Below are 22,371 nucleotides of genomic sequence, written 5' to 3'. Positions count from 1 at the left end.
TCCTCTTCTATTTTAATTACTAAAGTTAAATCTTTAATGTTCTCTTTGAGTTTGATATTTCTACTATCGTGTACATATTTCCAATCTCACCTATTTTAAGATCATCTTTTAATCCATAAAAATCTAAACATGCTCCACAACTTATGATTCTACTTCCTTTTTTAGAAAGTTCTTCTAAGCTTTCTAAAACTTCTGACCCCTCAGAAGTTAATTTTACTCCACCATTTAAGAATATTATTTCTTCTGGTATTTCCTTTGATTCGCTTAACGCATAAACGTAGCTCTTCATAAGAGTTTTACCTAGTTCTTCTGAACCTTCACCTAATTTATCAGTAGTTATCATTATAGCAAATCCTTCTTTTTTCTCTAAAGTTTTAGAAGTCTTCTCTTTAGTTATAGTTAATATATAATCACCATTTTCTAATTTACTCTCTACTTTAAATCCTTCATTTTCTGAAAATCTAGTGATATTAGTATTTGCTATTTCATTATCTACTATGATTTCAGCTATTCCTTCTTCTATACCTTCAAAATATTTTTTTGTGCTTATTACAGGCATAGGACACGCTAAACCTCTGCAATCTATTTTTTTCATCTTAATCCCTCCAAAAAACTATCTAATTTATAATAATTATTATAACATATCCATTTTATTTAGTTTAAAACTTTATTGCTTTATATATTTACCTATAATATAATTTTAATTGGACTAGAAAATTTGAGAGGTGATTTATTGGACAAGTTCTTATCAAAAATAAAGAATTTTTCATTCAAAAATATCGATAATTCCACAAAATCTAGAACTATTCTTTTCTTAATTCCTTTAATTTCAATAATAATAAAAAGTATATTATTCCAAGGTTTTATTAGAAACTCTGATTGTTATTCTTTAAACCTTTGGATTGGAATTGATAGTTCTAAATATTGTTTAACTTATTATTTTGCGTTCACACTACTATTTTTAAGTTTTGCCTTACTTTTTAAAGGTAAAGGAAGAGTAATTTACCTATTTATAATAGATGCTGTATTAACTTCTATAATACTTACTGATTTATTATATTTTAGAGGATTTTTAACACTTCCATCTTTACTAATAGTAACCCAAACTGCTAATTTAGATAATATGAGCGGATCAATATTCTCTATGATTACCCCATACGATTTATTGTTCCTTTTAGATTTTGTTATACTTGGTATTTATGTATATGTGAAAAGAAAAGCTATTTTTTCTGTTAAAAAGCGTGCTATTAAAACTTTCCTAGTTTCTTTTTTAGGGTCAATAGTTTTTATAGGTTATGTTCCTTTTAACATACATATATTAAATAACACTGATGTTTCAAACGGGTATATGTTTCAAACATTTGATTCAACTCAAACTTCACAATTCTTTTCACCTATAGGTTATCATATATTTGATGCCTATGATGTATATAAGAATTCAAAGCCTTATGAATTAACAGATTCAGATAAAAAGTTAGTTACAGATTACCTTAATTTTAAAAATAAAGGCTTAAAAAATAACGAATACTTTGGAAAATTCAAAGGTAAAAACCTTATAGTTATTCAAGTTGAATCTTTAGAAAACTTTGCTGTAGGTCAAGAGATAAACGGTAAAAAAATAACACCTGTACTTGATAACTTGAAAAAAGACGGAATATACTTCCCAAATATATACGAACAAGTAAATCAAGGTACTAGTGCAGACTCAGACCTTATGGTTAATACTTCAATGATTCCTGTTAGAACTGGAACTACTTTCTTTAGATATCCTATACGTGATTATAATTCTATGCCAAGAATTTTAGAAAGTAACGGATACTCTACAGAAGCTTTCCATCCTGATAAAGGATCATTTTGGAATTACAGAAACGCATTACTTGGAATGGGATTCCAAAAATTCACTGACTTCTATTCTTATAAAGTAGATGATAAAGATATAGTTGGGATGGGAATTAGTGATGGAGAGTTCTTTAATCAAATAACGCCTATGATAAAAGAATTAAAAGAACCATTTTATGCATTTACTGTAACTTTAACTTCTCATATGCCTTTTGAACTTCCAAAAGATATGCGTAAGTTAGACTTAAACCCTGAACTTGATAAAAGTGAAATGGGTGGATACTTAGAATCTATTCACTACACTGATTCTATGATAGGTAACTTCTTAAAATCTCTTGATAAAGAGGGACTTTTAGATAATACTGTAGTTGCTATTACAGGGGATCATACTGGCGTTCACAAATATTATGGTCATACTATAGATATGTTATCAAAGAAAGAACCTTGGTTCTCAGATGAGGGAAATCCAAGAGTTCCACTAATAATATATGATAAAACTCAAAAAATCGGAAAGAAATTCGATGTTACTGGTGGTCAAATTGATATTATGCCAACACTTCTTTATGGATTAGGTATCTCAAGTGATGAATATAAAAATTCAACCATGGGAAGATCCCTATTAAATACTGATAAAGATTATGCTATACTTAATTCAGGTAGAATAGTTGGAGACACTAAAGATTTAAGCGAAAAAGATATTAATCTTATAAAAGATAGTCAGCAAATATCTGATATGCTTATCCGTGCAAATTACTTTGGACTACCAAAATAATAAAAAATTTGTATTTTTCAAAAGTTAGATTACGATAAAAAAACCAGCATTTAATTTTGCTGGTTTTTTAATTTTACCTATTCCCATTTTTATTATTTTATGGTATTATTTGTATGTAAAAATTATTAGGGGGATTCAAGTGGAAGTTAGAAATTATGAAGTTAACTCTGAGGACCATTTAAGCCTTGAAGTTCCAGCAAAAATAAAAAAGTGGAACTGGGGCGCATTTATGTTCAATATCATCTGGGGGATAGGTAATAAAAGCTACTTACCTTTACTTTGTCTAATCCCATTCTTTAATATAGTTTGGGTCTTTGTATGTGGTTTTAAAGGCAACTCTTGGGCTTTTAAAAATGGTAACTATACAAACGAAGATGTAGACAAATTCCTTGAAATCCAAGCAACTTGGAATAGAGCTGGTATTGCGTCATTCATAATAACAATAGCTATTATAATACTTTATGCAGTAGTTTTAGCCTCTTTATTCGCTACTCTTTTTAATAGCTCATACTACTATTACTAGCCTAAAAATTTCTTAAATAAAATACACCTAACAATTAACTAAAATTGTTAGGTGTATTTTTAATTATAATCGCTCTTTTAATTATCTACTCTCCTGCTATAGAAAGTTCTTTTACTATTACAGAAGGTGATCCGAAACTACTCATTGGGAATTTTATATCGTCACACACATCCTCTATATCCTTTAATAAAGTAAAGAAGTTTCCTGCAACAGTTATCTGTTCAACAGGGTGGTCTATTTTTCCGTCAGTAATCTTAAAGCCTCTAGCTGCTAAAGAAAACTCTCCAGTTATTGAGTTTGCACCAGAATGAAGTCCTGAAAACTCAGTTACTAAAAGACCGTTATTAACTTCTTTTATAGCTTCATCTAAAGTCTTTTCACCCTTTTCTATATAAAGGTTTGAAGGACCTACTGATACAGGAGATGCATAAGAACTTTTAAATCCACTTCCCGTAGATTTTATTCCTGCTTTATTCGCTGTTTTTAAGTTATGAAGTAGGGTTTTAAGTTCACCTTTTTCTACTAGTGATTTTTTAAATGTAGCTACTCCTTCATCATCAAATCCTACAGATGCTAAACCATCTTTAAGTAATGGGTTATCAATTATATTTACTTTATTAGATGCAATTATATTTCCTTCTTTACCCTTTAAAAGAGAAATCCCTTTTTGAGCTAAATCTGCATCAAATACTGACCAGAATGATTGAAGAATAGACACCATAGCTTCATTATTTATTATAGTTTTGTATTTAGAAGATTTTATTTGCTTTGCATTAACTTTTTTCATAGCCTCTTCTATTCCCATAGAAGCTATTTTTTCTGGGTTTACTTCTTCTAAACTCTTAGCCGTAGCATAACCAAACCCATCATATTTTTTAGAATCTATATCTAGTATAGGTACAACATAAGCTGTTAGTAAATTTAATTTATCCCCTAAATCTAAACCTTTTGAATTTATAATTCCATAACTTGAATTTACATAGCTTATTCCGCATCCTCCAAAGTTATCTACCTTGTCACTTTGCTTTTTACATTCTCTTTCCATATTTATAGCAAGTTCTATAAGTTTTTCAGGGTCAATATTTTCTAACGCTTTATAGTAGTTTTCTACTTTTTCGTAAGATTTATCACCTTCATAAATAAATTGAATATCATCATCTTCTATAAATTCAGCTCCTTGTTTTGCATTTTTTATAAGCATATCTATAGAATCTTCATCAATTATTTCAGTATAAGAATATCCCATTCTTTCTTTATATTTAGCTCTAAAGGATACTCCAAATGACTTATTTAAATTATATTTTTCTACCTCTTCTTTGTAGATATTTATGCTTAAACTTTCTTTATCTTGGTAATATATTTCAAACTCGTCTAAACCGCTCTTTTTAGCTTTTTTAAATAATTTCTCTTTAAATTCTTTAAATTCCATAATTATTTTGCACCTCCTATCTTCCACCTACAGTCATATCTTTAACTCTTATCATAGGCTGACCTACATTAACTGGTATACTTCCAGAAGATGAACCACACATTCCTTGAGATTGCGCTATATTATCTCCCACCATATCTATTTTCATTAATACTTCGCTTCCTTTACCTATAAGTGAAGCTCCTCTTACAGGGTCTCCTATAATACCATTTTTAACAAGATATCCTTCTGCTACATTAAAGTTAAATTCTCCAGTTACAGGGTTTACTGAACCTCCGCCTAGCTTTTTAGCATATAATCCATTATCTATTGATTTAATAATATCTTCTGTATTATCAGTTCCTGCCGCTATATAAGTATTTGTCATTCTTGAAGTTGGAGCATACTTATAGCTTTGTCTTCTTCCGTTACCTGTAGGTTCCATATTCATTCTTCTACCATTTAATTTATCAATCATATAGCCTTTTAAAATACCATCTTCGATTAATATATTTTTTCTCGATTCATGACCTTCATCATCTATATTTATAGAACCCCAAGCTGATTTTATAGTTCCGTCATCTATAGCTGTAACTTTTGTAGATGCAATTTGCTGTCCAAGCTTTCCTGAAAACTCTGAGTTTCCTTTAGCAACTGATGTCGCTTCTAAAGAGTGACCGCAAGCCTCGTGGAATAACACTCCTCCAAAACCGTTATCTATAGCAACAGTCATCTTTCCTGCTGGACATTCTTTTGCATGAAGCATAGTTACAGCAGTTCTAGCCGCTTCTTTTGCGTAAAATTCTGGGTCTATTTCTTCAAACATCTCAAAGCCCATAGAACGTCCTGGTCCCTCAAAACCTGTTTGATTTTCTGAGTCTTTAGATGCTATAGCACTTATTCCAAGTCTAGTTCTAACTCTTCTATCTTCTTTAAATAAACCTTCTGAGTTTGCAATTAAAATCTTTTGGTCCTTATCTGCATAACTTACACTAACTTTAGATATATCAGTGCTATAATCTTTAGCACTATTATAAGCGTTTCTCATAATTCCAATCTTTTTAGCATAATCTACAGCTTCTGGATAATGCTTAATTATATGATTATTTGGAACTATGATTTTATTATTTAAAATTATTTCCTTTTCTTCTTTTAAGTCTCCAAGTGCAAGTGCTGCTTTATATGCAGTATCTAAAAGACTCTCTAAAGAGTTGTTGTTTGTATACGCATAGATACTCTTTAATCCTTTAAAAATCCTTATTCCAACACCATAGCTTCTTCCACCTATAGCGCTTTGTACTTTATTATCTAAGATAGATAATGAATTTGAAATACTATCTTCTTCAAAAATTTCAGCAAAGTCTCCACCTGTTATAAGACATCTTGATAAAACTTTACCTATAACTTCTTTTGATAACATATTATCCCTCCTTATTTACTTCTTTTTTAAATTCTTTGAAAGTGTTACCCCACATTTCAACGTAGTCACTTTCACACCAATCTGACATGATGACTTTTTCATCATCTTTTATTTCATATCTTTCAGAAGGTGTAGTTTCTAATTTATTTCCATCAATTACATTATAAACTAAAATCTCGTTTTCTATTAATATTACTGCAAGCTTACCATCCGGAGACATATAAGCATCTTTTATAAGAGGCACTTCTCCTCTTAATGCCCTCCACGGGATACTTAAGGTATCAAAGTTAACTAAACTAGCATTTGGTTTAATATTTAATGGATAGTCAAATGATTTTCCATTTGGATCTATAGGTGAAATTCTACCGTATAAATCCCACTTCCCATCATCTCTTTTAACTGTGAAATTTCCGTAGTTTATAGTAGGCATAACGTCTCTTATTTCTTCTTGGCTTAAAGATTTTAATTCTTTAGAAAAGTCACTTTCATAAATTGAATTTATGTTTTTAGGATAGATATCACTTATTACTATTCCCCTATCTGATAATAAATTATCTACAGGTAATACTTCGTAATCTGGGAATTTATTTTGAAAATCATTTCCTGTATATTTTTCAGTTAAAACATAATCATTTGATATATAGTTAATATTGCTGTAAATACTAACTCCTTTTTCTATTTTGTATTCATCTTTACTTTCCCTTTTAAACTGGCTTGCTGTAAAATATTCTTGAGTATGTCCGTTCTTTTGTACATGTTTTTTATTAAGTACCCACATACCTGACATTCTAGGAAATAATATACCGCTTACTTCATCTACAGGATGAACTTTTCCATCTACATAACTTACCCAAAGTGTTCTATACTTTTCATCAGAATAACTTCCATCATCTAATTTAACTCTAGGAGTTTTTAGTGTTAAATAAAGCCCTTTATCCATTCCTTTTGTAGTACTACTAGCTTTTGAATCTATTTGATTATCAACTGAAGTATTAAATTCTTCTTCACGTGCCTTATCGACTTTTTTTACTTTAAATAAAACACCTTGGTAGTATATATATCCGCTGCTATCTCCGTTTTTAAAGAAATCAAAAATTATATTATTTTTATCACTAGCTGTGATAACTTCAATATCCTTTGTTCCTATTCCAAGTTCTGATGCAGTAAATTTTGAACCATATGATATTTCGTAATCTGATTTTACTACCTTTAATTTATAAGAAACACTAACGTATTCTTTATCACCTACTTTTATTTTATCATTGTCAATAATAATGTCTTTTCCTTTTAAACTGTTTATACTATCTTTCGAATACGTACTTTTATCTATAACTTCGTAACTTTCTATATCCCATTTACCTTTTATTGATAAATTATCATTTTTAGGAGTATTTATTTGAACCATTTCATTAGAATCTAATTTAACACATCCTGTTAAAACAAACGGTAAAATTAAAAATATTGAAATAGTAAATAATATTTTTCTAAGCACCCTTAAAATTCCTCCCTTTCTTTAGGTATAGATATAATTATTTCAGTTCCTTTATATAATTCACTAAATATTTCAAGAACTCCCCCATGTAATCTAACAATTTCATCTGCTATTGATAGCCCTATACCTGTGTTTGAGTTTGCATTACTACCTTTAAAGAATTTCTCTAAAACTCTTTCAAGTTCATCTTTAGGAATTCCACACCCGTCGTCTTTTACGCTAACTATTAAGTTATTTTCATCTTCACTAAAGTTAACTGTTATATTTCCTTCTTCTTGAGTAAATTTAAATGAGTTATCTAAAATATTTATCATAACTTGCTTAAATCTATTAACATCTAAAGGAAATACTAAATTTTTAGTATTATTTTTTACGGTTAATTTTATATTTTCTCTCTCAGACCTTGGAAGCATATAGTTTAAAATATAATTTGAAAATGCCTCTATAGAAACATCTTGCTTTCTTAAAGTTATGTTGTTATTTACAAGACGTGAGAAATCTAGTAATTCCTCTACTAAACCTGACAATCTATCTGATTCTTTTTCAATTATATCAAAACCAAGCTTTAAGGTTTCTTTGTCTGTATTTTCATCATTTAATGTTATAGTCCAACCCTTTATAGATGTAAGTGGTGTCCTAAGTTCGTGAGAAACTGATGATATAAAGTCATTTTTAAGTTTCTCTCTTTCTTTCAGTTCACCTGCCATATAGTCTAAAGTTAATGCAAGTTGCCCTATTTCGTCTTTAGTTTTTATATTACACCTTTGATCTAAATCGCCGTCTGCCATCTTTTCAGCTGTATCTTTAAGTTTTAAGATAGGGTCTACTATATTTTTAGCCATAACTAAACTTAGGATTATTGCAATTATAGATACTACAAATGATATTCCTATAAAAAATGATATTATTGCAAGTATAGAGTCATCGATCTCTTTTAATGAAGTAACAAATCTTATTACTCCTACTGTTTTTCCATTTACCGCTATCGGCTTTGAAACTGCCATAACCTTATGAGAATAATACCCTACATTTCCAACCCATTTACTACTTTCGCCTTTTAATGCTCTATCTATTTGTCCTTTAACTTCAGAATCATTACTAGGACTTACACCAATTGAGTCCATTATAAGTTTACCTTTATCATCATATAATTGTACTTCTGCTGTAGTTTGATTCCAAAATGCATCAACGTTGTCGTACACATTCCTGATAAGTGAAGTATGAGAATAATATTTATCATAAAAATTAGTTGCTATATCTATTTGGTTAGTTAACATATTTTCTGTGTTGTCATAATAATATCCTCTAACAAAAAATATTAATAATAAGTCTAATATAACAATACTTGATAATATTACTATCATAAAGTTTCTAATAAGTTTTCTCTTTATGCTCATAATAAAATCTTTATTCCTTCCATCTATATCCTATTCCCCAAACAGTCTCAATAAATCTAGGGTTTGAAGCATCATCTTCTATTTTAGCTCTAAGTCTTCTTATATTAACATCTATTATTTTAGGGTCCCCAAAATAATTATAGCCCCAAACACTATTTAATAAATCATCTCTAGTAAAAGCCTTATTAGGATTTTCTATAAATGTTTTCATAATTAGATACTCTTTAGGAGTTAAATCTAATTCTAATTCATTTTTAGTTATCTTTTGAGAATATAAATCTAATATAAAAGGACCGTGCTTTAATATATCTTCTTTCTTTTTATCAGATGTAACCCTTCTAAGTAAAGCTTTAACTCTAAGAACTACTTCAAGAGGGTTAAATGGTTTAATTATATAATCATCTGCACCATATTCAAGTCCCATAATTTTATCCATATCTTGACCCTTAGCTGTTAACATTATTATCCCCATATCTGGATATTCAGCTCTTAGTTTGCTACATACTTGAAACCCATCTATACCAGGAAGCATAACATCTAATATAGCTACGTCTGGTTTTTCAATCATAGCTTTAGAAATGCCATCTTCACCGTTACTTGCTTCTATAACTTCTAAATCATTTCTCGTTAAATTTATCTTTAAAAATCCTCTTATGCTAACTTCATCTTCTACTAAAAGTATTTTTGCCATTTAATTCACTCCTCATTTATAATATATCTCTATTTAAATTCAAATATTAAAAATTCTATATCTTATACTACATTATAATTATATCTTATCGTTAAAATCCATTAAATAGGTTTCATATATATTAAAATTATATATAAATTTTATTTTGTATTTATTTATAATCTATTATTTAATTACATTGCTAATTTTAACTTTATATTATTTATTTTATAACTACTTAAATGTAAAAAAGGTTAATGACTTAATTATTAAACCATCAACCTTTTTAATATCATTATATAATCTATCTTGTTGCTTCTGCTTTATTATCTTTTTGACGTTAGTATCTTTGCAATTCTAATAATGGTACCTACAGAATAGTTTAAACTATTAATATTTAATTAAACCTACACAGTTTAAATCTAAAGAATTTTCATCATTTAAATACATCTTATGTTAATGTTCAATAAAAGAATAATGATAATGGAAAGAAGATTTTAACTAATTTAAATACATCTTATGTTAATGTTCAATCTCTTACCTGTTCTGTTATCTTTATGCCCTGCAATAATTTAAATACATCTTATGTTAATGTTCAATCTTCAAAATCTATTTGGCAAAATGAATCATAATCATCATTTAAATACATCTTATGTTAATGTTCAATAACTCTATCAATTTCTTCTTCACTCAATGCATACTTATTTAAATACATCTTATGTTAATGTTCAATTCAATTGAAATTCTAAAAAGATTAAAGTATGACAAATTTAAATACATCTTATGTTAATGTTCAATTTTACCTATACTGTCTTTTAATAAACCTGTTCTAATATTTAAATACATCTTATGTTAATGTTCAATGGAAATTCCACCTCAAAAGTTGGAGCAACTCTTTCATTTAAATACATCTTATGTTAATGTTCAATATTTCATCTATATCATGTTGGTCTATATTAAATTTAATTTAAATACATCTTATGTTAATGTTCAATCTTACGATACTTATTAAATCCTTCATAAAATCAAAATTTAAATACATCTTATGTTAATGTTCAATATTTTTTTCATATTAAGACTTACAACTTTATTACCTATTTAAATACATCTTATGTTAATGTTCAATTTCTTTCCATTTTTACCATGTACACCGTTTGTTCCAATTTAAATACATCTTATGTTAATGTTCAATCCAGTAACACAACCAAGTGGTGTACTGGTAGTACAATTTAAATACATCTTATGTTAATGTTCAATAAAAGAATTTATCGGTCAAATTAATTCAATAGATAAATTTAAATACATCTTATGTTAATGTTCAATCTACTGATAACGAAGTACTGCTAAGAAGATTTGTATTTAAATACATCTTATGTTAATGTTCAATAGAGTTTCAAACTATGCGTAAGTTCTATTATTATGGATTTAAATACATCTTATGTTAATGTTCAATCATTAACACCCCATTAATGACGTAAAAAAAAAGTCTATTTAAATACATCTTATGTTAATGTTCAATAAAGTGGGGTAGAAACGTTATAGCAAACTATCAAATATTTAAATACATCTTATGTTAATGTTCAATTACGTGGTGTTTTTTGGTTTGGTAATGTTTTTGCAAATTTAAATACATCTTATGTTAATGTTCAATTTACTCTAAATTAGGATATGCAATAGAAGAAGCTAGATTTAAATACATCTTATGTTAATGTTCAATGATAACAGATTTTAGGGAGATAGGGCTACAATACAATTTAAATACATCTTATGTTAATGTTCAATCTCTACTTTAAAATTTGATATAGAAAATGATTATCGATTTAAATACATCTTATGTTAATGTTCAATAAGAGAAAGAGGAAATAGTTTCATTACCGCATACTAATTTAAATACATCTTATGTTAATGTTCAATTGATATCAATTTCCATCTACCTCACCCCCTTTCGAATTTAAATACATCTTATGTTAATGTTCAATGTAATTTTTTGCTATTGTAAACTAATAATTTAAATCATTTAAATACATCTTATGTTAATGTTCAATCGTTGCAAAATAGTCATTTTAGAATTATAAACAACAGCTAGACTTCTGTCTTTTCAATATTTATACTATAATTTTACCAATGTTTCATTGAATTTAAAAGTAAAATATACATTACTCTCTAACCCCTCTCGTTTAAATGGTTACGACATATCCATTCATTAATATCATTGGTAAAACAACATTAAATTATTAAATTTTCTCCATTTACTATTTCGTCTATTCCTAACACTTCCTCTCCAAAACTATTTTCATTTAATAGCTTAACTATACATATAAAATCCTCATCTTTCTCTATTACTTTATTTAAATCCTTTCTTAAATTAATAAGATTCGATGGTGTTATTTCTCCTCTAAAAACTGATTTTTGAAAATGAGATAAGTACTTCTTACAGACCTTAAAAACTTTATTTACTCTTTTTTCATTCACATCATAAAATACAAAAGCATAGTTAAAATTCATATTCTTTTTTCCCATATTAGCATTTCTCCTTTAAACTGAAAGGTATAAATTCTTTATCTTCCATAATAAATTTAATAAGCTTATAGCAATCTAATTTCATAGCTGTTTTATAAGTTATTCTTCTTTTTAATTTAGGTTGTACAAATACTGAATCTAATTTTTCTTCAAACGCTTTTATAAATATATTTCTTCCCTCTTCATTTAAAAGACAGTAATTTACTTTTTTATCAAAATGTTTTTCTACTTTTAATATTTTTCTATTAACTAATTCAAAAATAGTTTTATAAACAATTACAGGTTTAAAAACCTCACTAATATCTAAGCTTAACGAAAACCTGCCTTCTGAAGGCTCATGCAAAAAACTTATCCGTTGGTCTAAATGTGTTTTATAAATAGTCGCAATTGTTTTTGTATATAAAAGAGAATTTCCAAAGGATATTAATGCATTTATTGGATTATCAGGAGGTCTTTTGCACCTTTTATTCATCATAAACTCCTCTGGTAATATAACCTTAAACTCAGAATAAAATCTTTGCCATACCTCACCTTCAACTGCCATTACTTCTTTAATATTTGTTGCCTCATCTACCCTAGAGTAAAATTCTTTTTTTATCCAATCTATAGTTCCTTTTACTTCCTTTTTATCATGCTTGTAATAATGGTACAGTACTTCATATATATTTCTGCCTATACCACTTACTATACTCTTTGCTATATTTATTCTATTTTCTTCAAATGCTTTAACTTGTTTTACAATTAATTTTCCACTATTATATTTATCTTTAGGATAAAAAGTACCGCTATACCCCTCAAAGTAATTAAAAAAATGTATAATTATATTATTTCTACCTATAAAATCTAATAGCTTAGTATTTATACTAATTTCATTTAAACAGTATATCTCATTAACTCCTTCTACTGGTATATAAATATTTCTTCCATTTTTTCTAAAGCATAGTGAATTATCCTTTCTTGTAAGTTCTCCCATAGAATTTATATACTTAGTTTTTGCCATATTTAATTACCCCTCTCGAAATTTTTTTCTTAAATTTAATTGCTTAAAATAAAACCTGAATTTCAAATATAACAATACTCATAGTAAGCGCATTTTTTGCATTTTGATTCATTTAATACTTTAGGTATATCATCTTGTAAAATTAGCTTTTTAATATTATTTGTAATTTCACATAATTCCTTTTCGTTTTCTTCAGTCAATTCAAAAAGCAAAATTTTCTTCTTTGTTTTATTTTTTTCTATAAACTCTAGTTTTCCTTTTCTCAGAATACCTTTATTTTTTAATACTTTAAGATAATATAATAACTGCCATTTTGCAGCTTCCACATCTGCATCAGACTTTTTAACCTCTATAAGATACTCTTTTGTCAGTTTATCAATCTTTATATTTTCAATTTCTATTTCTGTATTATTACATTTATTTCTTTCCTCATGAAGTGCTTTACCTATGCTAACATTTTCACTATTATCTTCTAGATTTAATCTATTACCATGAAAATAACATTGTCTTTTACAATGGAAATAATAATTTATAAGTGTACCATTAACATTCAAAACTCTCACCTTCCTTATTTTAAAAAGATTATTATATAAATATAACATGATCTTAATTATAGAAACTCTCCAATATCTCTTTCAAACATTGCTTTATTAAGCTTTCCATTTTCAAAGAAGTCTTCTCCATTATAAATACATAAAAGTTCTCCAATTCTATCGTTCCAATTAAAGTTTTGATTTGTTCTTATCCTGTAAATAAAATAATTCATATTAGCTTTAATCTTTGAAAGTTTGACCATTTTTTCAGCATAATCAATATCATTGTTTAAAAGCAAACTTTTATATTCTTTCCATACATCTTCTCCATTTATTTTTTCTAGAGTTTTTGTTTCTTTGTTTTCAACTTCTATTTCATAAGCTAAAAATATTTGCATTTCATTTTTATCATCATCTATTAATCTCATTTTTTCCTCAATCTCTTTAAAATTAAGATTTCCTACAATATTTCCGAAAAAATTTTCAGTATTGTTTTGATTGAATCCACTAGTATTATCTAAAAGATACTTATTAACCAACTTATTATATTTATTAAACTGTTTTTCTTTTAATATTTCTCTAACCTCTTCATTTTCTAAAGTTAAATTTGAATTTTTCCTAACATCACCTTTATAAATGCTCATTGCATTATCTAAATTAAAAAAATAAACTATTGAGTCTTCTTTTAAGCAAGATCTATTTATTCTTCCTAAAAATTGTTCTTCACTATCTAATATAGACGAATCCTTAAAGCCAATATCCATATCTATATCTACCCCAGCTTCTATAACTTGAGTTGCTACTAAAATCATATCAGTTAAAGGTGATTTATCTAATTTACTATCTCCTTTTATCTCATTTATTATCTTTTTTCTTTCAATAGAATTATCATCACCTGTTAATAATCTTATTTCTGATGTTATCTCTTCTAATTCTTCTAGTTCTTTAAGTTTTGCAAAAAACTCATAAGCACTCTTTCTATTTATAAATTCTATTATTCTCTTTTTACCATTATATTCTTTTAATTTTTCAATTAAAGCATTAAATACCTCACCCTTATCTAAGTCCATCAAAGAATACTCTACATTAACCCTGTTTCTAAATTTATTATTTTTAAAATACTTATCTCTATTTTTTATCAAATCGACTGAGTTTTTATTTTTTACGTTTTCAAAGCTATTGTTTTCTATAAGCAATCCTCCTAAATTAGGTAATGTTGCAGACATTATTATAACTTTTATATTTAAAATATTTGAAAATCCATTTAAGAATTCTATTATTTCTCTCCAAATAGAATTTTTATAGCTTTGAATTTCATCAAGAATTATCACACTATTTACCAGCTGGTGGAACGCAAATATATTTTCTTTCATTGTTCCAAACATATATGAAAATAAAGATACATGTGTTGTTAATATCATCGGATAATTAAGAAATTGTCTATTTAATAATGATTTTGAATAATCTATATAACTTTCATCTTCAAAATATTTATCTATTTCTTCATAACTCCCCTTAACTTCTTTTATAGCAAATAATGAATTTATTACAGCAATCTCCTCAAAAGCACCTTTACTTTCTCTATAAATTTTATTTAAAGTTTCAATATTCTGTTCTATAAGTGTATTAAATGGATAAACATAGAATATTTTATTTTTTGAATTGTCATTTTCTATTATTTTAAGAGCTAAATTATTTGCCACATTACTTTTCCCACTTCCAGTTGGAGCTTCTAGGTAAAATATATTTTTATCTAAATTATGTAAGAGCTCCTTCTCTGCATCTAAAAACATTTCATTTCTTAAAATATTTATATTGGTAACTTTAGAAAAATCTTTTTTCTTTCCATACTCTTCTTTCTCATAAGCTCTTATTAATTTATATATTTCACCTTCCTTAAAAGAATCATAAAATTTATTTATATCTTTAATAGTTCCTATATCACTTACCTCAGTTCCACTCATATATTCTGAAGTTGAATAATAATCGCAAGCTATCAAAATTGATAATATGAGTCTTTCATAACTATATATATTAATAACATTTCTAGCTGGATTTTCGCTTTCTGAAATACTATTATTAAAATTCTTATACTTCTCTAATATTAACTTTAACTTTTTCTTATTTAAAGTTAGCGGTTTAAAGTAAATTGACTCAATATTTTTTTCAATTTCATTTATTTGATCTTCATCAAAGCATTCATTTAGTTTTCCAAAATCTCCTGAATATAACTTTATATCATCTAATGGAGAATGATGCTTTGATATTATATATGAATTTAAAATAAGTAATGCAAAAATTGCCTCTTCATTTTCTTTTTTTGTTTTTTTATTTTTCCTAACCTTCAAAATTTCATTTAGAAAATAATCTATATAAATTATCGCTGAATATATAGAATGATTGCTATCTATATTAAGCTCCATATTAATATTTAAATCATTATCCATCTTTTTCTTTTGAAAATTCGGATTAATTTTTCCTATATCATGTAAGGTTATTATTCCTACTAGCATTTTCCTAAATAATTTATTTTCTTCCTCTGTAGGATTATTTAAAAATACACTTTCAAAATTTAAAAATATCCTATTTAATCCTTTATCCTCATAAATCCTTTTAAAATACTTTTTACATAGATCTATATGCATATTCAATGTTTCTTTTTCTTTTATATTTTCTGAATCTTTATGAGCATAAATCTCGTATCCCGCTTTAATTAATCCATTCAACTCGACTGAATCTAAAAACTTTAAATACATAACTTTTTTCCTTTCTAGAACATTCTTAATTTAGAAATCTCTTTTACTAAATCCTTTATAATAAATTAGGCTGCACTATATTTTCAAAATTTATTGAAGCAATATACTACAACCATCTTCTTATATAAACTGAATTGTTTTATCTTTAACTTTATAAACTAAACTATCATATTGTTTTTCTAAATAACTGTTCGTATAAACCAAACTTTTACTTTCATACATTGTTGTTTCCTCATTAAGAGCTATTGGGAGAAATTCTTCATATTTATAAATAGCTTCTTCCTCCTCACTATCATCAAACTCATCATAATCATCATCTATAGGTTTATTAGATAACTTATAACTCTCTTTAGTAAAGAAACTATCTATATAATTTACTTCTAAGCACTCTTCGCAATGGTAAACTTCACAATTTAATATATCTGCTATATGATCATTTTTACCTAAGTAAGGCAAATATACGAAATTTCTATTAAGTATGGCCTCTAAAATTTTATTTGCTTCTTCACTATCTAAAACAACATATATATCCCATGATGGATTTTCTAGCCACTGTTCCTTAATAATAAGATTTCCACCTTGCTCTTGAGATGCATAACCTACAGAATTATTAAATATATTTATTTTTTTCCCTATAACTCCATTTTTATTTTTAGGAATTATAGAAACCTTGAGTTCTTTAAGTTTTTCATAAAACTCTGGAAGTTTTTTTTGTTCTTTTGAAGCTTTTTCTCTACTATATTTTAAATTCCTTTGGTTATATCCACCATATCCTAATATTGCACCAAATATTCCAAGAAGAGCAATCTTGTGTATATGCCCATAAGTAAAATATAGATTAGAATTCACATCAGGTCTTTTAAAAAAACCTGTTTTACCTTCTAATGTAAACTTTAAAGCCTTCATTTATTACACCTCTTTTTTACTGAAGATATTGTAATATTTAGCTCCTTCAAAATTAGCCTTCACATTAATTGTTAAAGTATTATAGTATATTTCTACACTTTCAATTCTTCCTTCTAATCCATCCATAACCTCTTTAAAGTTTAATTCAAAAGTATTTTTTTCTTCCCCTTTTATAAATTTTACGTATCTATCTAAATTTGGTAAGTATAATGTACTATCTGTTTTTATAAAAACTGAAAGTTCATTTTCACATCCTACCTTTGAGTTTGTTGCAAAAGCTGTTGTTGAGGAAATTGCAGCTTCCTTAAATTCTTCATAATCTTTTTCTGTATACCCTTTAGTAACTCCTAATTCAACAAATTCTTTGTATGCAAGTGGATTTATAACAAATGGATAACAATAATGAGCCTCTTGAGTTACTATTTTACTTCCTAATGTTGAATTTTTAGCTTCCTCATTGTCTCCTTTTTTATTAGTTTTTTCACTTCCATCCCTAAATGGAGAAAGGATTTTTTGTTCATCAGCCTCCGCATCACCATATATATTAAAACCTTGTCCTATTTGAACCGCGCCAGTAATTGATATATTATTTCCTTCTTCAGCAAAAGTTGCTCCAAAATTTTTAACATCCTTAGCGTCAAAAAGATTAGTTAAAACTTTCTTTCCATCCTTCTCTTCTTTTAAATTCTCAACATTAAAAATTTGCTCATATCTTTCTCTTAAGGACTTTGGAACTACTAATATTTCTCCCTTTTTTCCATCTGAAAGTTTCATTGACTTAATATATAAAACTTTATCGCCTGCATTATCCCAAGATTTTTTCATAGGGTATTTTAATGCCTTATCACTTCCAAAAATATCTCCTTCTGATGTTGTTTTTGGAAACCCAGTGAAATCAGCATTCCAGTTTGCCATTCTTGATGAAATACAAATTAATCCGTAAACTCTTTTATTCATAATTAACTCTCCTTTTTCTCATATATTATTTTCTTACTTAAATATCCAGCTGTTATAAAATCCCCCTTTATATCACCTTCAACTTCATATCCACAAACCATAGTATAAAGTCTTTTAAATCTCGCATCTAAGTCTAAATCTAAATCATAATTATATTTCATATAAAGCTGAAAAATCTTTTTCTTTAAAATTAAATCGCTTTTTGCATTTATTATAGGATTTGCTAGTGATAGCGGCTTATTTTTTCCCTTACTTTTCCCTAATAAATATGAAGTTAATTGACCAACTGCATAAAAATATTCCCTATCATTTTTGATATAATCTTCTTTATCTTCTAAAATTTTTTCCTTTAATTCCGTTCTTATTCCCATAAGAATATCAGCCATTTTTTCCTCTCCTCCTTCAAAGTATTCTTTTAAAGAATATATTAAGTTAAATTGATTTATTGCCTTATAAAAATATCTATTTCCCAAAGAGTTTTTAAGACATAACCTCATAGCTTTATTTAAGCTTTGCCAAACACAAGTAGAATCCCCCTTGTGAAACCAATTAAATAGCTGGTTCCTTGACATTAATAAGGCTCTCTTTAAATTAACCTCTTTAATTGGAACATCTTCTGTAAAGTAATTAGTTATTAACAATCTATTAAAAAATATTATATTAATTAATTCTTGAAGCTCTTTCTTCTTTTTGATTACTTCATATTTCCACTTATCCTTATCTTTTTTACCTTTATATAAGATTTCACTTTCTATATCTAAAATATTTTGAAAATTAAATTTCTTTTTTAAGTATGGAGAGTACTCTGAAATTACATCAAAATCGTGTATTTCAGCTTCTTTTCCTTTTTTAAGCCTTATATAAAATCCTTGAAATTCATCCGCTAAAATTTCTCCATCAGATAAAGCTTTTATTTCAAAATCATTTAAATATATATTGAATTTACGTTTTGATGCTAAATTAAAAAGGTAATCAAAAACTTTCTTCTGTTTTAATACTTTTGATTGATTTATTAAATAAGGAGTCGTTACACATCTTGTTTTATTTTCTAAATATGGTTTCTTAGAATTTAAGCCCATATTATCATTTGGAAGACCTACTATTCCTTTTTTAGTTTTTAAATTATAATCATTGTTATTATAAATATTAGGTGCTAGATAACGTTTACCTTCTCTTCTAAAGTCTTCTTCATCAACTAAAAAGAATACCTTTAAGTAGTTTTTTTGCTTTAAGTTTAAATCTAGATCAAAAATATTATTATTTATCCATTCTTTTATTTTTAATAATTTTTCTAAGTCAACTTCACCAATATCTTTTTCAACCTCTTTATAAATTTCAGCAGCTTTTTTCTTTGAATATTTATTAAATGGATTTTTGAGAACCTCATAATACGCATCTATTCGCTCTTCATTTAATTTGGACTTCCCTGTTTTATCATCATTTTTAAAACTTTCTTTTTTGACAAAAAAGCTCAAATAATTGTTACTTTGTATTATTTTTTTAGGATCAATCGGTTTATTCATGTCGACAAGTCTACTATTATAATCCATTTTGCAAATCAATTTAAAATATTCAATACTTCTATCAACATCCTTTTTGTTTTTATCAAACAAAATATCAGTTCTATAAAATTCTTTTAAATCATTATTTTTATCTGGCTTTACTATAATATAAGTACCGTCAGTTGGAACATAGTTATCTAAAATTACATCTTCTAGCGTATTACCATAATTTTTATAGATGCTATCTATAATTTGATTAAGCATTTTTCTCCTCCTATCTAATATTTTTATAAGATTTGTTAGAAACAGTTCTATCTTATTTATAGCCTACATAAACTTATAATTTACAAACCCAGCTCCAATTGAAGAATTCATCTCTCCAATTCCAGTCGCTAAGCTCATATAAGCTAATTTCTGCGATACCTCATCATCTGAAATATATAATTCTAGCTTATCTCCTAATAATGTAATCTCCTTATACTTTACTGCTATAGGTTTCTTATTTAAAATTTCTATTGATTTGAATAATTGAAAATCTTCTGTAATTTTTTCACCAGTAAATGAATTATATTTTTTTACTAAATTTATTTTCAATCTATCTATATACTCATCAATAGTAAAAAAATTCTTCCAATAACCATTTTCATATTTCTCTATAACACTAGTTATAGAATAAATCTTTTCCAAATGATATTTAGGTATTATTTTAATATCTACCTTCAATACTTTCAATGTATTTGTATAATTATTTTCTAACTCTTTTAAAAAATAGTTTGATAGTTTTGAATCTATACTTCTAATTTTAAAAGTATATATTTTGTCGCTTTCGTAAACTTTGTTTTTAGAAATAGGATACAAAGAATCATACACATAATTTTTAAATTTATTTTTATTGTGTAGTTCTAAATATTCCTTATTCTTAGCTAAAGTTTGATTTAAAAGATCTGATATTTTTATTTGTGCTTCTTCTATTTTTATATTTCTAGAAACATACACTTTAACACTTAATTCAATAACCTTCATATAGTCCACCTCCTCTCTAATATTTTTCAAACATCTAATGTTAGGGTTCAATAAAGGCAATTATACAATATAATTACTATGTTTAAATACTTCCAAAGTTGATATTAATTTTACAATATAATTACTATTGAAAATAATTCATGTTACAGTTTAATTTTTTCATATTATGCATATTTTGTAAATAGTCTTTTTTGTAAATATATTACTTTTATAATTTTTTACACGTAAAAAAAGAGTTGCCTTTAAAAGACAACTCATTAAACTCTATTTCATAGTTCTAAATTCAAAACCTTGAGATTTAAAATATTCTATTATTTCTGGAAGTGCTTCAACTGTAGTATCTTTTCCGTAAGTGTCATGCATTAAAAATACTATATTATCAGCATTTGGACCTAATCCTTCAACTGTTTTTTTAGTTTGTGCAATTAATTGCGCTTCACTTCTACTTTTAGCTTCTGCATCTCCATTTAAGGCATTCCAATCTACTATTGCAAATCCACCCTTATCTAACTTTTCTCTTACAGGTGTTCTATTTTGCCAAGACCAATATCCTCCTGGGAATCTTACTGTTCTAGTAGTAAAATCTTTTCCTAAAATACTTTGCATCTTTTCGTTAACTTTATTAACTTCACCCATAAATCTATCTGCATTTATAACTCTATTTGGATATAAATATGAATAGTTATGAGTATATGAATGACCTGCTATAGCATGTCCTTCAGCAGCTTCTCTCTTTAATAACTCTGGCGCTCCGTTACTCTCTAAGCTTTTACCCATTACAAAGAAAGTCGCTTTAACATCATTTTCTTTTAATATATCTAAAATTTTAGGTGTATTTGTAGTTGATGGACCATCATCAAAAGTTAAATACACTACTTTTTTACCATCTTTTCTAACAGGATAATGTAATTGTCCCTTCATTAATCCTTGAGTCATATTTGCAACTTCAATTGCATCATCAGCATTAGGATCATCTTTTAAAGGTAAGTATCCTGAATTATCTAATTTTTTTTCTTCTGTATTTTCAGTTGAAGTTTCGTTTTTATCAGTGCTTGTCTCTTCTTTTTTCGTATCGGCTTTAGCAGTCTCGCTATCACCTTTTAATACGCTATATGTAATTCCCCCAATTGCAAGAATACCAACAAGTGCAGCCACTAACACTACCGCTCGTCTCCTTTTGTAGTTAACTTTTCTTCTTCCCCTCTTTTTCATTTCGTTTCTCCTTTTATCAATTACAATTTTTATTTAATAACCTATTGTCCTATACTATAATACTATTTATTTGTGGACATATTGTTACAATCTAATAAACATTCATTACAAAATCGTCATTAATTGTTAACCCTAAAAAAAAGCAAAAAAAAAGTAGCTATTTCTAGCTATAAAAAAAATGGCTCCGCGAAGAGGACTCGAACCTCCAACCTATCGGTTAACAGCCGAGTGCTCCACCATTGAGCTATCGCGGAACATTTATTCAGAAAGTATGCTCTCTGAAAATTGCACATAATTTGTAGTTGATATGTAATATTGGTCAAGCCCTCGACCTATTAGTATCAGTCAGCTGAATGTGTTGCCACACTTACACTCCTGACCTATCAACCTTGTGTTCTTCAAGGGGTCTTACTAGCTTACGCTATGGGAAATCTAATCTTG

General features: G+C 27.0%; 17 protein-coding genes, 1 tRNA gene, 1 rRNA gene and 1 CRISPR repeat array. Of the genes, 2 read left to right on the top strand and 17 right to left on the bottom strand.

Annotated elements, in window-relative coordinates:
* Nucleotides 1-25: 25 nt before the first annotated feature.
* On the bottom strand, nt 26-595 hold the full coding sequence (yedF, locus tag INR60_RS15835; RefSeq protein ID WP_194192466.1) for a sulfurtransferase-like selenium metabolism protein YedF: 570 nt from the start codon (nt 593-595) through the stop codon (nt 26-28).
* Nucleotides 596-733: 138 nt separating this feature from the next.
* Here yedF and INR60_RS15830 point away from each other — a divergent pair, with 138 nt between their 5' ends.
* Together INR60_RS15830 and INR60_RS15825 are read left to right on the top strand one after the other, a co-directional pair.
* On the top strand, nt 734-2,611 hold the full coding sequence (locus INR60_RS15830; protein WP_194192465.1) for an LTA synthase family protein: 1,878 nt from the start codon (nt 734-736) through the stop codon (nt 2,609-2,611).
* Between the two features lie 139 nt (nt 2,612-2,750).
* Nucleotides 2,751-3,134: a ribonuclease G gene (locus INR60_RS15825; protein ID WP_338015019.1), complete on the top strand. Its 384-nt coding sequence runs from the start codon at nt 2,751-2,753 to the stop codon at nt 3,132-3,134.
* 85 nt (nt 3,135-3,219) lie between these two features.
* On the opposite strand, the gene INR60_RS15820 is transcribed toward INR60_RS15825, so the two are convergent.
* The 16 genes from INR60_RS15820 to INR60_RS15745 all read right to left on the bottom strand — a co-directional run.
* Complete coding sequence (locus INR60_RS15820; RefSeq protein ID WP_194192464.1) at nt 3,220-4,563, bottom strand: TldD/PmbA family protein; 1,344 nt, start codon at nt 4,561-4,563, stop codon at nt 3,220-3,222.
* A 16-nt stretch (nt 4,564-4,579) separates the two neighbouring features.
* Nucleotides 4,580-5,962: a TldD/PmbA family protein gene (locus INR60_RS15815; RefSeq protein ID WP_194192463.1), complete on the bottom strand. Its 1,383-nt coding sequence runs from the start codon at nt 5,960-5,962 to the stop codon at nt 4,580-4,582.
* Nucleotide 5,963: 1 nt separating this feature from the next.
* Nucleotides 5,964-7,454, bottom strand: a complete 1,491-nt coding sequence (locus INR60_RS15810) for a hypothetical protein (protein WP_194192462.1) — start codon at nt 7,452-7,454, stop codon at nt 5,964-5,966.
* Nucleotides 7,455-7,456: 2 nt separating this feature from the next.
* Complete coding sequence (locus INR60_RS15805; protein WP_207729593.1) at nt 7,457-8,851, bottom strand: HAMP domain-containing sensor histidine kinase; 1,395 nt, start codon at nt 8,849-8,851, stop codon at nt 7,457-7,459.
* Between the two features lie 10 nt (nt 8,852-8,861).
* A complete protein-coding gene (locus INR60_RS15800; protein WP_194192461.1) occupies nt 8,862-9,542 on the bottom strand; it encodes a response regulator transcription factor in 681 nt (226 codons plus the stop codon).
* 417 nt (nt 9,543-9,959) lie between these two features.
* Nucleotides 9,960-11,566: direct repeats of the CRISPR family, unit length 30 nt; unit sequence ATTTAAATACATCTTATGTTAATGTTCAAT.
* 181 nt (nt 11,567-11,747) lie between these two features.
* Entirely contained in the window at nt 11,748-12,041 is a 294-nt protein-coding gene (gene cas2 / locus INR60_RS15795) for a CRISPR-associated endonuclease Cas2 (RefSeq protein WP_194192460.1), read from the bottom strand.
* Nucleotide 12,042: 1 nt separating this feature from the next.
* Nucleotides 12,043-13,041 (bottom strand): type I-B CRISPR-associated endonuclease Cas1b, encoded by a 999-nt coding sequence (gene cas1b / locus INR60_RS15790; protein ID WP_194192459.1) that lies wholly within the window; start codon nt 13,039-13,041, stop codon nt 12,043-12,045.
* Nucleotides 13,042-13,103: 62 nt separating this feature from the next.
* On the bottom strand, nt 13,104-13,595 hold the full coding sequence (locus INR60_RS15785; protein ID WP_207729592.1) for a CRISPR-associated protein Cas4: 492 nt from the start codon (nt 13,593-13,595) through the stop codon (nt 13,104-13,106).
* Nucleotides 13,596-13,651: 56 nt separating this feature from the next.
* Complete coding sequence (gene cas3, locus INR60_RS15780) at nt 13,652-16,330, bottom strand: CRISPR-associated helicase Cas3' (protein ID WP_194192457.1); 2,679 nt, start codon at nt 16,328-16,330, stop codon at nt 13,652-13,654.
* 120 nt (nt 16,331-16,450) lie between these two features.
* Nucleotides 16,451-17,236, bottom strand: coding sequence for a type I-B CRISPR-associated protein Cas5b (gene cas5b, locus INR60_RS15775; protein WP_194192456.1), 786 nt, complete (start codon nt 17,234-17,236; stop codon nt 16,451-16,453).
* Between the two features lie 3 nt (nt 17,237-17,239).
* The gene (locus INR60_RS15770; RefSeq protein WP_194192455.1) at nt 17,240-18,193 is read right to left on the bottom strand and encodes a type I CRISPR-associated protein Cas7; all 954 of its coding nucleotides are present in this window, start codon (nt 18,191-18,193) and stop codon (nt 17,240-17,242) included.
* Nucleotides 18,194-18,195: 2 nt separating this feature from the next.
* Nucleotides 18,196-19,959, bottom strand: a complete 1,764-nt coding sequence (locus tag INR60_RS15765) for a type I-B CRISPR-associated protein Cas8b/Csh1 (RefSeq protein WP_238480466.1) — start codon at nt 19,957-19,959, stop codon at nt 18,196-18,198.
* A 63-nt stretch (nt 19,960-20,022) separates the two neighbouring features.
* Nucleotides 20,023-20,718 carry a CRISPR-associated endoribonuclease Cas6 gene (cas6, locus tag INR60_RS15760; protein WP_194192454.1) on the bottom strand — a complete coding sequence of 232 codons (696 nt, stop codon included), beginning with the start codon at nt 20,716-20,718 and terminating at the stop codon, nt 20,023-20,025.
* Nucleotides 20,719-20,982: 264 nt separating this feature from the next.
* Nucleotides 20,983-21,930 (bottom strand): polysaccharide deacetylase family protein, encoded by a 948-nt coding sequence (locus INR60_RS15755; protein WP_194192453.1) that lies wholly within the window; start codon nt 21,928-21,930, stop codon nt 20,983-20,985.
* Between the two features lie 179 nt (nt 21,931-22,109).
* Nucleotides 22,110-22,184, bottom strand: a tRNA-Asn gene (locus INR60_RS15750).
* Nucleotides 22,185-22,245: 61 nt separating this feature from the next.
* Nucleotides 22,246-22,371, bottom strand: a 23S ribosomal RNA gene (locus tag INR60_RS15745); the annotation flags it as partial.

Origin of the sequence: Clostridium chrysemydis, assembly GCF_015234215.1 — a bacterium.
In the GTDB taxonomy this organism is placed as follows: domain Bacteria; phylum Bacillota; class Clostridia; order Clostridiales; family Clostridiaceae; genus Clostridium; species Clostridium chrysemydis.
This window is presented reverse-complemented; position numbering and strand designations above follow the sequence as displayed.